At 64.1% G+C, this 13458-nt stretch carries 14 protein-coding genes; 5 read left to right on the top strand and 9 right to left on the bottom strand.

The features are described from left to right. Window positions 1-141: 141 nt before the first annotated feature. The 8 genes from mltG to B5525_RS28700 all read right to left on the bottom strand — a co-directional run bounded on the left by mltG (window position 142) and on the right by B5525_RS28700 (window position 7815). Window positions 142-1398: an endolytic transglycosylase MltG gene (mltG, locus tag B5525_RS28735; protein ID WP_079569019.1), complete on the bottom strand. Its 1257-nt coding sequence runs from the start codon at window positions 1396-1398 to the stop codon at window positions 142-144. 130 nt (window positions 1399-1528) lie between these two features. Next, complete coding sequence (gene fabF, locus B5525_RS28730) at window positions 1529-2794, bottom strand: beta-ketoacyl-ACP synthase II (RefSeq protein ID WP_079569018.1); 1266 nt, start codon at window positions 2792-2794, stop codon at window positions 1529-1531. Window positions 2795-2890: 96 nt separating this feature from the next. Beyond that, complete coding sequence (locus tag B5525_RS28725; RefSeq protein WP_006610957.1) at window positions 2891-3130, bottom strand: acyl carrier protein; 240 nt, start codon at window positions 3128-3130, stop codon at window positions 2891-2893. A 296-nt stretch (window positions 3131-3426) separates the two neighbouring features. Next, window positions 3427-4164, bottom strand: coding sequence for a 3-oxoacyl-[acyl-carrier-protein] reductase (gene fabG, locus B5525_RS28720; protein ID WP_079573910.1), 738 nt, complete (start codon window positions 4162-4164; stop codon window positions 3427-3429). A 17-nt stretch (window positions 4165-4181) separates the two neighbouring features. Next, window positions 4182-5141: an ACP S-malonyltransferase gene (fabD, locus tag B5525_RS28715; protein ID WP_079569017.1), complete on the bottom strand. Its 960-nt coding sequence runs from the start codon at window positions 5139-5141 to the stop codon at window positions 4182-4184. Window positions 5142-5364: 223 nt separating this feature from the next. Then, window positions 5365-5991, bottom strand: a complete 627-nt coding sequence (locus B5525_RS28710; RefSeq protein ID WP_079569016.1) for a LysE family translocator — start codon at window positions 5989-5991, stop codon at window positions 5365-5367. Window positions 5992-6073: 82 nt separating this feature from the next. Beyond that, window positions 6074-7099: a fatty acid desaturase family protein gene (locus B5525_RS28705; RefSeq protein ID WP_079569015.1), complete on the bottom strand. Its 1026-nt coding sequence runs from the start codon at window positions 7097-7099 to the stop codon at window positions 6074-6076. Further along, window positions 7096-7815: a TetR/AcrR family transcriptional regulator C-terminal domain-containing protein gene (locus B5525_RS28700; protein ID WP_079573908.1), complete on the bottom strand. Its 720-nt coding sequence runs from the start codon at window positions 7813-7815 to the stop codon at window positions 7096-7098. The genes B5525_RS28705 and B5525_RS28700 overlap by 4 nt, the downstream gene beginning before the upstream one ends. A gap of 337 nt (window positions 7816-8152) precedes the next feature. On the opposite strand from B5525_RS28700, the gene rpsF reads away from it, so the two are divergent. From rpsF to rplI, 4 genes are all read left to right on the top strand, one after another. Then, on the top strand, window positions 8153-8620 hold the full coding sequence (gene rpsF / locus B5525_RS28695) for a 30S ribosomal protein S6 (RefSeq protein WP_079569014.1): 468 nt from the start codon (window positions 8153-8155) through the stop codon (window positions 8618-8620). A gap of 5 nt (window positions 8621-8625) precedes the next feature. Beyond that, window positions 8626-8865, top strand: a complete 240-nt coding sequence (rpsR, locus tag B5525_RS28690) for a 30S ribosomal protein S18 (RefSeq protein ID WP_002711478.1) — start codon at window positions 8626-8628, stop codon at window positions 8863-8865. A gap of 135 nt (window positions 8866-9000) precedes the next feature. Next, entirely contained in the window at window positions 9001-9975 is a 975-nt protein-coding gene (locus tag B5525_RS28685; RefSeq protein ID WP_079569013.1) for a DUF2232 domain-containing protein, read from the top strand. A gap of 55 nt (window positions 9976-10030) precedes the next feature. Next, entirely contained in the window at window positions 10031-10630 is a 600-nt protein-coding gene (rplI, locus tag B5525_RS28680; protein WP_079569012.1) for a 50S ribosomal protein L9, read from the top strand. 147 nt (window positions 10631-10777) lie between these two features. On the opposite strand, the gene B5525_RS28675 is transcribed toward rplI, so the two are convergent. After that, on the bottom strand, window positions 10778-11935 hold the full coding sequence (locus B5525_RS28675) for a hypothetical protein (protein ID WP_079569011.1): 1158 nt from the start codon (window positions 11933-11935) through the stop codon (window positions 10778-10780). Between the two features lie 277 nt (window positions 11936-12212). On the opposite strand from B5525_RS28675, the gene B5525_RS28670 reads away from it, so the two are divergent. Further along, window positions 12213-13457 (top strand): SAM-dependent methyltransferase, encoded by a 1245-nt coding sequence (locus B5525_RS28670; protein ID WP_079569010.1) that lies wholly within the window; start codon window positions 12213-12215, stop codon window positions 13455-13457. Window position 13458 lies beyond the last annotated feature (1 nt).

Below are 13458 nucleotides of genomic sequence, written 5' to 3'. Positions count from 1 at the left end.
TTCGCAAAAAGAGTTACGGCGCGACCTTATCGCGTATTGCGCAAAAGTGGATACCGGTTTTGCGCCGCCAATGCGCGCAAATTAATGCTCAGCGGCGCTTCGCAAGGCCGGCTGCTCCCCAAAACCCGTACCCTCGGCGGACTACTGCTGCACCTCCGGCGGCGACGCCGTCGACTGCGCGGCGCCTTGCCGGGCCGGGGCGCGCGCGGGTTTCTTCGCAGGCGCCGGCTTGGTCGTCGTCGCGGTCGGGGTGGTGTCGGCCGGCGCGCCCGCCGCGGCCGGCGGGGGATCGTCAGCCGGCTCCACGGTGTCGTTCTGGATCTGCTTCTCCATCGCGCGCAGCTTGGCGACGTTCTTCTGGTGCTGGTCGTAGGTGTCGCTGAAGGCGTGGCCGCCGGTGCCGTCGGCGACGAAGAACAGGTCGCGGGTGCGCGCCGGATTGGCGGCGGCCTCGAGCGAGGCGCGGCCGGGATTGGCGATCGGGCCCGGCGGCAGGCCCTCGACCACATAGGTGTTGTAGGGCGACGGCTGCTGGATTTCGCTGCGTTTGATCGGCCGGCCCAGCGTCCCCTTGCCGCCGACCAGCCCGTAGATGATGGTCGGGTCCGACTGCAGTTTGATCTTCTGCCGCAGCCGGTTGACGAACACCGCTGCGACACGGCTGCGTTCATCCGGCTTGCCGGTTTCCTTCTCGACGATCGAGGCCAGCGTCACCAGCTGCTCCGGCGACTTGATCGGGATATCCGGGTTGCGGCGCTCCCAGATTTCCGCGAGCGCCCGCTTCTGCGCCTGCTGCATGCGCGCAATCACCTGATCGCGGTTGGTGCCGCGCGGGAATTTGTAGGTCTCCGGCAGCAGGGTGCCTTCGCGCGGCACCTCGCGGACCGTGCCCGAAAAGATGTCGTTGTCCGCGAGGCGGGCCATGATCTGTTCGGAAGTCAGGCCTTCGGGAATCGTGACGGCATGCTGCACCACCTTGCCTTCGACCATGGTGCCGATGACATCACGCAGACTGGCGTTCTTCTGAAACAGATATTCGCCGGGCTTGAGCTCCGAGCGCGCCTTCAGCGCGAACACGGCGCCGATGAACGCCCAGCGATTGTTGTCGATGACGCCCTCACGCTGCAGCGTATCGGCGATGTCGGTCATTCCCGCGCGCGAGGGAATGTTGACGATCTTGTCCTCCGCCAACGGACCGGGAGCCTCGATCTTCTGCCTGCCGTAGAAATATCCGGCGCCGGCGCCGATCATCAGCACCAGAATGATGGTGATGACGGCATTGCCGAAAACGACGAGCGGATTGCGCGCGCGTGCCGAACGTCTCGGCGGCGGCGGAACCTGCTCGGGCTCCAGCGCGGCGCGCGGGCTACGTGGCGAAATGGGCGGCCTCTCACTCATCGATGCAACCTGAATCCTGTTCGGTTTAATCGTGGCCCCGCGAGATCGCCGCGAACTGCCGGTAGTCTACGCCCGCGTATAGGATTTAGCACCGAATACGGCGAATCGGTGGAGTCTTCTTGCAAGCGCGTCAGTTGGCCACGCGCTGCAGGATTACGGAAGCGTTGGTGCCGCCGAAACCGAAAGAATTCGACAGCACGACATTGATCTCGCGCTTGCGCGGGTTTTGCGGCACGAGGTCGATCGCGGTTTCCACCGACGGATTTTCGAGATTGATCGTCGGCGGAGCGATGTTGTCGCGAATCGCCAGGATGCCGAAAATCGTCTCCACCGCTCCCGCCGCGCCCAACAGATGTCCGATCGACGATTTGGTCGACGACATCGACACCCTCGAGGCGGCGTTGCCCATTAGCCGTTCGACCGCGCCGAGTTCGATCTCGTCGCCGACCTGCGTCGATGTCCCGTGCGCGTTGATGTAATCGATATCGGCGGCGCGGATCCCGGCGCGCTTCATGGCGGCGCTCATGCTGCGGAATGCGCCGTCACCGTCGGGCGATGGCGAGGTGATATGATAGGCGTCGCCCGACAGACCGTAGCCGATCACCTCGGCGTAGATCTTGGCGCCGCGCGCCCTGGCGTGCTCGTATTCCTCGAGCACCACCACGCCGGCTCCTTCCCCCATGACGAAACCATCACGGTCCCTGTCATAAGGCCGCGATGCCCGCTCCGGCGTTTCGTTGAAGCCCGTCGACAGCGCGCGCGAGGCGCAAAACCCCGCCATCGCCAGCCGGCAGATCGGCGATTCCGTTCCGCCCGCCACCATCACATCGGCATCGCCGAGCGCAATCAGCCGGCCGGCGTCGCCGATCGCATGCGCGCCGGTCGAACATGCCGTCACCACGGCATGGTTGGGGCCCTTGAGGCCGTGCTCGATCGAGACATAGCCGGAAGCCAGATTGATCAGACGCCCGGGAATGAAGAATGGCGATACCTTGCGCGGCCCGCGCTCCTTGAGCAGCAGCGCGGTGTCGGCGATGCCGGACAGACCGCCGATTCCGGAGCCGATCATGGTGCCGGTGGCGCAGCGATCCTCTTCGGTGGACGGATGCCAATCGGCATCGTCCAGCGCCTGGCGCGCCGCGCACATCGCGAAGATGATGAAGTCGTCGACCTTGCGCTGGTCCTTCGGCTCCATCCACTGGTCGGGATTGAAGGTGCCGTCGGAGCCGTCGCCGCGCGGAACCACGCAGGCGATTCGGCTGGTCAGATCGGACACGTCAAACGTATCGATCTTCCTGGCACCGCTCTCGCTGTTGAGGATGCGCTTCCAGGTCGGTTCGACGCCACAGCCAAGTGGCGACACCATGCCGAGGCCCGTGACGACAACCCGCCTCATATCCAGCACTCCAGCCCAGCATTTGCGGCCCACAACAAGAAACCGGTGGACCGCACGACCACGGCCCGCCCGGCTCCGTCAGTACCGCGCTGGGCGTCAGCTCTTCGCGTTCTTTTCAAGAAATTTTGTGGCGTCGCCGACCGTCAAAATCGTCTCGGCGGCATCATCCGGGATTTCGCAACCGAACTCTTCTTCAAACGCCATCACGAGCTCGACGGTATCGAGGCTGTCGGCGCCGAGGTCGTCAATGAAGCTCGCGTTGTCGACAACTTTTTCGGGTTCAACACCAAGGTGCTCGACCACGATCTTCTTAACCCGCTCGCCAATCTCACTCATCGTTCAACCTCGTGCTTGTTCCCATTAGACCCGTCCCCAAGACGATACGAGCCATCCTGGTCGGTAAACTTTCCTTCGCAATCGCGCATAGTCTTGATTTGGCCCCGTCATAGCCGACAAAGGCCCGGCGAACGTCGCAGGCTCAGCACCGCCAATATACAGGGTTTCAAATTCCTGCAAGGCGTTCTTTGCCCATCCGTTGGGGGTTCGGTTATCATACTTCCCAAGCCTTGACTATAAGCCTCCATCGGCCCGCGGAAACTCATTCCGCCTTGCGAAAGCGGCCGTTAACCGGCTCAAATCATGGCCATTCCACCGTTGACGTGAATGGTCTGCCCGGTGACATAGGCCGCCTCGTTCGAGCTGAGATAGACCGCCGCAGCAGCGATATCTTCCGGCGTCCCAAGCCGCGCGGCCGGAACTCTCGAAAGAATCGTTTCCCGCTGCTTGTCGTTGAGCGCGTCGGTCATCGGGGTCCTGATGAAGCCCGGCGCAATGCAGTTGGCGGTCACGTTGCGCTTGGCATATTCCGCGCCCAGCGACTTGATCATGCCGATCAGTCCGGCCTTCGAGGCGCTGTAATTGCCCTGGCCCGGATTGCCGGTGACGCCGACGATCGACGTGATGGCGATAATGCGGCCGAAACGCTTGCGCATCATCAGTTTGGTGGCGGCACGGGCGAGGCGGAACGTCGCGGTCAGGTTGACCTTGATGACCTCGTCCCAATCCTCATCACGCAACTGCACAAAGAGATTGTCCCGGGTGATGCCGGCGTTGGCGACGAGAATATCGACCTGGCCCATGGCCTTTTCGGCTGCCGGCACCAGCGCCTCGACCTCGGCTGAGTCGGAGAGATTGCAGGGCAACACGTGAACGCGCTCACCGAGTTTGCCGGCGAGCGTGTCCAGCACCTCGCGCCGCGTGCCGGAAATGGCCACCGTCGCGCCCTGGGCATGCAGAGCCTGCGCGATGGCGCTCCCGATACCACCGGTCGCACCGGTGACGAGTGCCGTCCTGCCAGTCAGATCGAACATCATGGTCTCTCCCTCGCTCAGGCCGGCTGCGCGGCAGCGAGCGCGTCTTTCGCGGCATTAAGATCGTTCGGGCCGCCGACCGAAATGCCGACGGCGCCCTCGGCGATGCGCTTGACGAGCCCCGACAGCACCTTGCCGGAGCCGATTTCGAAGAACCGGGTGACGCCGTGGCTTGCCATGTAAGCCACCGATTCGCGCCAGCGCACGGTTCCCGTGACCTGCTCGATCAGGCGGCGGCGGATCTCGTCCGGATCGGTAATCGGCGCCGCCAGTACGTTCGACACCAACGGCGAAGCCGGCTTTGCGATCGTGACATTGGCGAGCGCCCTGGCCATCACGTCGGCGGCCGGCTGCATCAGGCTGCAATGGAACGGCGCGGACACCGGCAACAGCATGGCGCGCCTGGCGCCCCTGGTCTTGGCGATCTCGAGCGCGCGTTCGACCGCGGCCTTGTCGCCGGAAACCACGACCTGCCCGCCACCATTGTCGTTGGCGGCCTGGCAAACCTGCCCCTGCGCCGCCTCGTTCGCCACCGCGACCGCTGCTTCATAATCGAGGCCGAGCAGAGCGGCCATGGCGCCGACACCCACCGGCACCGCCTTCTGCATGGCAAGGCCGCGGGTGCGCAACAGGCGCGCGGTGTCGGAGATCGAAAGGCTGCCGGCGGCGGCCAGCGCGGAATATTCGCCGAGCGAATGTCCGGCCACGAAGGCGGCGTCGCGCCCAACCGAGAAACCGGCCTCGGTCTCCAGGACGCGCAAGGTCGCCAATGAGACCGCCATCAGCGCCGGCTGGGCGTTTTCGGTGAGCTGCAGGGCCTCGGCCGGGCCGTCCCAGATGATCGTCGTCAGTCTCTCCCCGAGTGCCGAATCGACCTCGTCGAACACCGCGCGCGCGGCCGGAAAGGCCTCCGCCATGGCCTTGCCCATGCCGACCGCCTGGGAGCCCTGCCCCGGAAAGGTGAATGCTGCCGTCATTATTACCCCGAGTGGCCTAGGAGACCGCTGGAAATGGCTAAAGTCGGGCCGTAAGACACCGGCTTTCGCCGCGCTGTCAAGCCGGACGGAAGGTGCAATCGCACAAGCAATCGCCTTGCAGGCAAAATGGTTACGCTGTCTGGAACTTCGCCGCCGCGCTTACGCGGTCTTAAATGCCGCACGCCGAACCTGGACCATGCGGCGCGCCGCGACAGCGGCCGATTCAGCGTTCCTGCAACGCCAAACGAACACCAAGCGCACAGTAGATGCCGCCAACGACCTTGCCCTGCCATTTAAGCACGGTCGGATTTCGACGGAGGAAGTTGCCGAGAACTCCGGCGCACACAGCAAAAACCGCCGTGCTGACGAGGCCCAGTAGAACAAAGACAATCCCCAAAACCGTCAACTGAAGCATGACCGATCCGTTTTCTGGCCGCACGAACTGGGGCAGGAACGCGAGGAAAAAAAGTGCCGTCTTCGGGTTTAGCACCTCGGCCAAAATCGCTTGCCTAAATGCTCTCCCGGCCGAGATCGGGAGGCCGACGGCAACCAGATTTGCCGCGGGTTTGTGCAGAATTGCACGGATGCCGAAGTAAACAAGATACGCCGCGCCAATGTATTTGATGACGCTGAACAGCACCGCCGAAGTCGCAACGACGGCCGAGATACCGACAATGGCCATGAAGCTGTGAAACACGTCGCCGGCCGCAATCCCGGCGCCGGTCGCGAGGCCCACCTTTGTGCCCGAACTCGTTGCCCGCGTAACCGTGAGAAGTGTGGCGGGCCCCGGAATGAACACAAAGCCGAGCACAACCGCGACGTAGCTAATCAGTGTCGTGAGATCGATCATTCGTTAGATCCTGCGCAGTTCGGGCTGCCGGTTGAACTTACGCCCCCATCTGCGGCGGAAATCGTATCAAGCACCGCGACCTCTAGAAACCACCTGCCTTTTGATCGCCGCCGACCTCGGCGCCGGCCCGCGCGCGGCGCAGGCTGCTCACCAATTGCCCCGGGCGATCCTCCTGGTTCGGCTTCGCCGTCGCCAGCCGCAACACGGCTGCGTAGTTCGGCTGCACCTCCATGCGCTCGGCATGCCGGCTGGCGCTGAGAATACGGTGAACGCGCGGCAGGTTGTAACAGGGCACGTAGAACAACAGATGATGCTCGAGGTGATAGTTCACGTAGTACGGCGCAATGAACAGCCGCTCGAGGAAACCGGCATGCGTGGTGCGGGTGTTGCGCAAGGGATCGGCGCTGTCGGGCACTACGGCGTGCTCCGCAATGTTGCGGATGCGGGTGATCACCATCATCCAGGTAACGAGCGGCAATAGCCACAATAGCGGATAGGCCCACCACACGCCGGCCGCAGCGAGCCCCGCGAACACCACCGCATTGACGACGCATTGCGGGCCGAGCTTTTCCCAGAAATGTGCGGCGCGCTGCTTGAACGGCCATTCCCTGGGCCCAAGCGCGTTGAGCAATTGCGCCTTGCGCTGCTGATAGCCGGTCTGCCCGGTGATATCGCGCAGGAATTTGCGGCGGTAGCTCATCTTCGTGATCGGAAACGGCGCCGACAGAATGAGATCGGGATCGTCGTCCTGCTGGGTGCGCGCGTGATGCTGGAGATGATAGCGGCGATAGGCGCGGGTTTCGGCGAAAATCGGATAAGCGCAGAACCACTGGCTCAGGGTCAGATTGGTCTTCTCGTCAGCCGACAGGCAGCCATGCGCGCCGTCATGCATCAGGATCGCGAGCCCGAGCTGGCGCGAGCCGATGATGCCAACCGCCAGCACAAAGATCAGCGGATTGGGCCACCACGCGACCAGCGCGATCGAACCCAATATCAGCGCCCACGCATGGACGATCATGGCGACGCCTTTCCAAGTCGAACGCTCGCGCACGGCGATCAGTTCGTCCTCGCTCAGGAAATCGCGGGCACGCATGCGAAGCGCGGTCATGATGATGTCTCCCCATCGGGTGAGCTTGAAGTGGATGCGTGGTCGCCAACGAGGCGCAGGCGCGCGCTGCCGCCGGTGGACGTTGCCGTCGCCTGCTCGCCGAGCACGCGCAGCATCTCGCGCGACAATTCCTCCGGCGAACGGCCCATCGCATAGCCCTCGACCATCACGCCGATCGCGACCGCCCAGAACCGCCGCGAGGTCGCATCGGGATCGCGCAGCGTGTTCCAGCCGTGCCGTTCGATCTGGCCGGCATAGGCGCGCAAGCCCTCGCCGTGCAGCCGCTCGATGGTGCGCTCGACCAGCGGCGCTAGATCCTGGCGGCGGCGCGTCAGCGTCAGCGCTTCGGCAAAGAAGGCGACCGAATCGGTCGCCGTCACGCTGTCGACCAGCGCGCGGGTGTATTCGCGCGGCGTCTGCGCGGATAGCGCCGCCTGCTCGGCCGCGCGTGCCACGTAGAGCATGTCGCGGCAGGCTGCCTCGACGAACAGTGCCTCCTTGGTGCGGAAGTAATAGGTGATCTGGCTTGGAAACGCGTCCGCGGCGGCTGCGATATCGGAGATCGAGGTGCCGGACAGGCCGCGCTCCTTGAACAGGCGGCTGGCGCCATTGAGCAGCCGCGAGCGCATCTGGCGCCCGGCCGAACGCGTGGCGCGCGCGGCGTGCTTGGGATCGCCGGCCGGCATTTCAGCCGTTTGGACGAACTTGGGAGTCATTTTCTTACCCTCGGGCATTCTGTTTGTATGTTATACAAACAAAAATGTCAACGGGCCGCTATGAAAGGCCCGCCGGCCCCTCCCGAATCCGGCCCCGAACCCAGCATGAGCGCTTGCCAGCCCGCTCAAAATGCTTATAAACCGCGCCATCCGTGGATCCCGGCCGGGAGCTGAACGGACGGTCTCAGCAATTTCACCTTATCGGCGATGTTGATGTGGCAGGGCCAGTCGGCCCGTCGTCCCGTGCTTCCGCCTTCTGAGCTTATCGTCGAGTCCTTTCCGAAGGGCTCGAAGGGCTTGCCGCCGGGAACCGCGCCAACACTAGGAAAGGACACCCATGCCTCTTTATGAGCATGTTTTTCTCGCGCGTCAGGATGCGAGCACCCAGCAGGTCGAAGAACTGACAACCCAGATGACCGGCATCGTCGAGCAGCTCGGCGGCAAGGTCGTGAAGATGGAAAACTGGGGCGTGCGCTCCCTCACCTACCGGATGAACAAGAATCGCAAGGCGCATTTCGTGCTGCTGAACATCGACGCCCCGTCGGCGGCGGTCTCCGAGATCGAGCGGCAGGAGCGGATTAGCGAAGACGTGATCCGCTATCTCACCGTTCGCGTCGAAGAGCACGAGGAAGGCCCCTCGGCGATGATGCGCAAGGCCGATCGCGACCGTGATCGCGACGACCGTGGCGGCGGCTTCCGTGGCGACCGCGAGGGTGGCTTCCGGGGCGACCGTGAGGGCGGCGGCTACCGTGGCGACCGCGGTCCGCGCCGTCCGCGCGACGATGATGCAGCGGTTGAGGAGTAAGAATCATGGCTGAAGCTGGTGCACGCCGTCCGTTTTTCCGCCGCCGCAAGACCTGCCCGTTCACGGGTCCGAATGCGCCGAAAATCGACTACAAGGATTCCAAGCTTTTGATGCGTTACGTCTCCGAGCGCGGCAAGATCGTGCCGAGCCGCATCACCGCCGTCTCCGCCAAGAAGCAGCGTGAACTCGCGCGCGCCATCAAGCGCTCGCGCTTTCTCGGTCTGCTGCCTTACGTGATCCGCTAACAACGTCTTTTGATCCGCGGCGTTCGCGCCGCGGGTCACATACTCATAACTCATAAGGCTTCCGGGTCGTCCGGTTGCCGATGGTTGGGGTTCTCGAACAGAACCTCTAACCGCTCGAAAGGAGCGGGACAGCTGATGATCGCGACCCTTCTCATTGCGCTTGCCGCCGGCTGCGCGTCGGCGCTGATGTTCGCCTCGATCATCTCGGGCGCGCTGATCTCGCTATTGCTGTTCTATCTGGCGCCGCTGCCGCTGATGGTGGCCGCGATCGGATGGGGACCGCTCAGCGCCACCGTCGGCGGCATCGCGGCGGCGATCGGTCTCGGCGCGATCTTCGGCCTTCCCTACTGCATCGCCTTTGCCGTCACCGTGGCGGTGCCCGCCTGGTGGCTCGGGCATCTGGCGCTGCTCGGGCGGTCTATCGCCAGCGACGTCTCGTCGGCCGATGGTGCCGCGCCAGTGGCACCCGACCTTGAATGGTATCCGGTCGGCCGCATCCTGCTCTGGATCGGCGCTTTTGCCGCCCTGACCACGATGGCCGCCCTGCTCACGCTTAGCACCGACGCCGACGCCATCACCGGCGCCCTGCGACGCTTCCTGCTGCGGATGCTCGATCTGCGCGACGCGGCGCCGAGCGCCGAGACCGAGCGATGGATCGATGCGCTCGTTAACATTGCACCATCCGCGGCAGCCCTGGTCGCGATGGCAACGCTGACGCTCAACCTCTTTCTGGCAGCCAAGATCACCGCGACCTCGGGACGGCTGCACCGCCCCTGGCCGAACCTGAAAAGCGCTGCGCTGCCGCCGATGACGCTGGCCGCATTGTGCGTCGCGATCGCGTTGTGCTTTACCGGCGGGCTGCTTGCGATCCTGGCGCAGATCGTCACCGCTACCCTGATGATGGCTTACGCGCTGGTCGGCTTCGCAGTGCTGCACACGCTGACACTGGCGTTGAAGAGCCGCGCGGTCTGGCTCGGCTGCACCTACGTTGTCGTGGCGGTGTTCGGCTGGCCGGTTTTGGCAATGGTTGCGCTCGGGCTGGCCGACGCGGTCTTCGGCCTTCGCCAGCGCTATCTGCAAGGGAGGCCGCCGCCCCTCCCCGCATCGTGAATTCGGATTCTCAACTCAACTTCTCAAGCCTCAAGCCAACCAAAGGAGAACCAATATGGAAGTCATTTTGCTCGAACGCGTCGCCAAGCTCGGCCAGATGGGCGAAGTCGTCCGCGTCAAGGACGGGTTTGCCCGCAATTTTCTGCTCAAGCGCGGCAAGGCGCTGCGCGCCACCGCGGACAATCGCTCCAAGTTCGACGGCATGAAGGCCGAACTTGAAGCCCGCAACCTCAAGGCCAGGGGCGAGGCAACCAAGGTCGCCGAGAAGATCGACGGCCGCAACGTCGTGGTGCTGCGTCAGGCTTCCGAGTCCGGCCAGTTGTTCGGCTCGGTATCGGTTCGCGACATTCTCGCGTCGTTTGAAGCCGATGGCGTCACCATCAGCCGCAGCCAGGTCATGCTGGACGCGCCGATCAAGACCATCGGCAAGCACAAAATCGCGATCGCCGTGCATCCGGAAGTCGAGGTCGGCGTCAGCGTGACGGTCGCGCGCAGCGCCGACGAGGCCGAACGCATCAATCGCGGCGAGGACATCTCCACCCGTCAGGAAGACCAGGATGCCGCCGCCGAAGCGCTCGCCGCGGCCGGCGAATTCTTCGATCCGGAAGCCCGCCGCGACGAGGAACCCGAGGCCGAAGCCGCTTCGGAAAAGTAACGCGCCTTTCGCGTCCTGATCACGGCGAAGTGTCCAAGCCCGGCCCGGTCAGGCCGGGTTTGGGACTCTTGCCGGCGCTTTCTCGCGCATCGCAATCAAGGCCAGCGCGACGGTCACGGATGCCGCCGGGCCTGCTCCGTCGAAAAATTATTGAGAGATCGGCGGCGCCGGCGGTCCCGCCGGGGCAACGGGCGGTGAAGGCGGCAGCGATTCTGTCGTGGCCGGCGGCGGCGCAGACTGAGCGGGCGTTGGCGCAGAGGATCCGGCAGACGGCTCCGCCGTGCTGCCGGTGACGGCCGCGGAAACCGCCGGCGCCGCAGTGACCGGTGGAACCGGATCGGGTCGCAGCGCCGGGGTGTCCTTGTTGCCCGTCTCCTTCGGCGTATCGATCTTGACGGTTTCCTTGGCGGATTCGGATTTGCCCTCGCCGGACGGCTCGGTGCCCTCGGGCTTATCGCCCGCGGTCTTGGCAGTCTCACTCTTGCCGGTTTCACTCTTGGCCGGCTCGCTCTTCGGAGTATCACCCTTGGCCGTATCGGTCTGGGACTCGCTCTTGGGCTCGTTCTTGGGCGTCTCTTCCTTTGCCGCCTCGCCCTTCGCTGGCTCTTCCTTGCCGGGTTCGGTCTTGCTGGATTCCGTTTTGCCGGATTCAGTTTTGGCGGATTCGGGTTTGGGCTCTTCGCCCGCCGGCCTGCCGCGCTTGCTCAGCTTCTGCTTGGCCGACAATTTCCGGCCATCGGGGCCGCGCTCGCTGGCCGCCTGATCCGGCGCCTGCCCTTCCGCGGCAGGCGGTTCGCCCGGCCGCGCCAGGCGCTTGGCGTTGCGGCCGCGGCGTCCGCTGGGTTCAACTCCATCAGCGTCAGGCTTGGCGGCCTCGCGCGGCAGTTCGGCTTCGGGCCTGGGAGCCTCCTGTGGCGGCGCGGCGCGGAGCCTGTGGCCGAACCGGTCGAGTTGCTCCGGCGCGCTACCGGGCCTGGCTTCCGGTTTTTCATCCTTGCCCGGCTTGCCCTGGTTCCCGACGTAGCGGGTATCGGCCGCCCCGTTCGAAACCAGGAACGCGGCGAGCAGCGAGGCCATCTCGGGACTGGTGGTGTAATGCTGCTTCAGGAACCCCTGGAGCGAGCCCGCGGGCACGGTCTTCAACAAACCGCGCGGGCTCTTGTGGCAGGCCGTGCAGGTGCCGGCGAAAATCTGGGAGGGGCTCTTGCCGGCCTCGAGATTCTGCGTCTGCGCCCGCGCAGGGGCAGCCGCAAAACAGCCGATCAAAAGCGTCACCGTCGCTAAACTGAGCGCTCGGCCCAACATGCCCTGTTCTCCGGATATGGAAATCGCTTCCAGCGGCCCCAAACCGGGCAGCGGCGGCGGTCACCTTTTAGCCGATTATCCCGCGAATGGAAGCACGCTTATGGCGCAACCGCGTGAGCGTTCCATTCTGGAATATCCGCTTTGTGAACAACGCACTAGCGCGCGCGTTTCATCATCCCTATTATTAATGGGTGGCAGAAGGGATCATCTGGTCCCGAATGCGTCGAGTGACGGCCGGTGCGTTAGCTCGTTGGGATCGCTCAGTTTGGTGGTTTCGATGGACCGTTTGTTGCGTTATTTCCTGCAGCAGTTCATTCGCCGCGGTGCGATGAATTTTACCACTGCGAGCGGGGCGAAATTTAGCTGCGGCGATGGAACCGGCCAGCCGGTGTCCGTTCGCTTTTTGACCGCTGACGCCGAACGCAGGGTGCTCCTCAATCCCGAACTTGCGCTCGGCGAAGTCTACATGGAAGGCAGCTTCGTCGTCGAGAACGGCACGATTGCGGATGCGCTGGCGATCCTGATGGACCAGCCCGACATTCTGCCGCGCTGGGCCAAGCTGCAGTGGTGGCTGCGCTATCTCGTCAGGCACGTCCGGCAGTTCAATCCGCGCGACCGCTCGAAAGACAACGTCGCGCATCACTACGATCTCGACGGGCGGCTGTATTCCCTCTTCCTGGACGCCGACAAGCAATACAGCTGCGCCTATTTTGAAACGCCGGACGCAACCCTTGACGATGCCCAGCTCGCCAAGAAGCGCCATCTTGCCGCGAAGCTGCTGATCGAGCACGGTAATCGCGTGCTCGACATCGGCTGCGGCTGGGGCGGACTTAGCCTCTATCTGGCCGAGATGACCGGCGCCAACGTCACCGGCATCACGCTGTCGACCGAACAATTGCAGGTGGCGAACGCGCGTGCCGCCGAGAAGAACCTGACGGCGAAATTTTTCCTCGAGGACTATCGCGACGTCACCGGGCCGTTCGACCGCATCGTGTCGGTGGGCATGTTCGAGCATGTCGGCGTCGACTTCTATGAGACCTATTTCAGGCGCTGCGCCGAACTTCTCACCGACGATGGCGTGATGCTGTTGCACTCGATCGGCCGATCCGAGGGACCTGATGCCACCAATCCCTGGATCGCGAAATATATCTTCCCCGGCGGCTACATCCCGGCGCTTTCCGAGGTGATGCCCGCGATCGAGCGCGCCGGACTTTTGGTGTGCGACACCGAAATCCTGCGGTTGCATTACGCCGAAACCCTGAAAGCCTGGCGTCAGCGCTTCATGGCCCGGCGTGAGGAAGCGGTGCAGCTCTATGACGAGCGCTTTGCGCGGATGTGGGAGTTTTACCTCGCCTGCTCCGAGATGTCGTTCCGCAAGCAGAACATGATGAACTTCCAGATCCAGCTCACCAAGCGCCAGGGCGTGGTGCCGATGACGCGCGATTACATCGGCCACGAAGAGACGAAGCTGCGCGGCATCGAGCGCGGCCAGCGGCCGCGGCTGCAGATCGCCGGGGAGTAAG

The sequence above is a fragment of the Bradyrhizobium erythrophlei genome, from assembly GCF_900129505.1.
In the GTDB taxonomy this organism is placed as follows: Bacteria; Pseudomonadota; Alphaproteobacteria; order Rhizobiales; family Xanthobacteraceae; genus Bradyrhizobium; species Bradyrhizobium erythrophlei_D.
Note: the sequence above shows the minus strand (reverse complement) of the source record. Positions and strands in the feature narration are given on the sequence as shown.

Coding starts and splice junctions, on each gene's coding strand:
- mltG (WP_079569019.1), bottom strand. CDS start 1,398: ATGAGTGAGAGGCCGCCCATTTCGCCACGTAGCCCGCGCGCCGCGCTG.
- fabF (WP_079569018.1), bottom strand. CDS start 2,794: ATGAGGCGGGTTGTCGTCACGGGCCTCGGCATGGTGTCGCCACTTGGC.
- B5525_RS28725 (WP_006610957.1), bottom strand. CDS start 3,130: ATGAGTGAGATTGGCGAGCGGGTTAAGAAGATCGTGGTCGAGCACCTT.
- fabG (WP_079573910.1), bottom strand. CDS start 4,164: ATGTTCGATCTGACTGGCAGGACGGCACTCGTCACCGGTGCGACCGGT.
- fabD (WP_079569017.1), bottom strand. CDS start 5,141: ATGACGGCAGCATTCACCTTTCCGGGGCAGGGCTCCCAGGCGGTCGGC.
- B5525_RS28710 (WP_079569016.1), bottom strand. CDS start 5,991: ATGATCGATCTCACGACACTGATTAGCTACGTCGCGGTTGTGCTCGGC.
- B5525_RS28705 (WP_079569015.1), bottom strand. CDS start 7,099: ATGACCGCGCTTCGCATGCGTGCCCGCGATTTCCTGAGCGAGGACGAA.
- B5525_RS28700 (WP_079573908.1), bottom strand. CDS start 7,815: ATGACTCCCAAGTTCGTCCAAACGGCTGAAATGCCGGCCGGCGATCCC.
- rpsF (WP_079569014.1), top strand. CDS start 8,153: ATGCCTCTTTATGAGCATGTTTTTCTCGCGCGTCAGGATGCGAGCACC.
- rpsR (WP_002711478.1), top strand. CDS start 8,626: ATGGCTGAAGCTGGTGCACGCCGTCCGTTTTTCCGCCGCCGCAAGACC.
- B5525_RS28685 (WP_079569013.1), top strand. CDS start 9,001: ATGATCGCGACCCTTCTCATTGCGCTTGCCGCCGGCTGCGCGTCGGCG.
- rplI (WP_079569012.1), top strand. CDS start 10,031: ATGGAAGTCATTTTGCTCGAACGCGTCGCCAAGCTCGGCCAGATGGGC.
- B5525_RS28675 (WP_079569011.1), bottom strand. CDS start 11,935: ATGTTGGGCCGAGCGCTCAGTTTAGCGACGGTGACGCTTTTGATCGGC.
- B5525_RS28670 (WP_079569010.1), top strand. CDS start 12,213: ATGGACCGTTTGTTGCGTTATTTCCTGCAGCAGTTCATTCGCCGCGGT.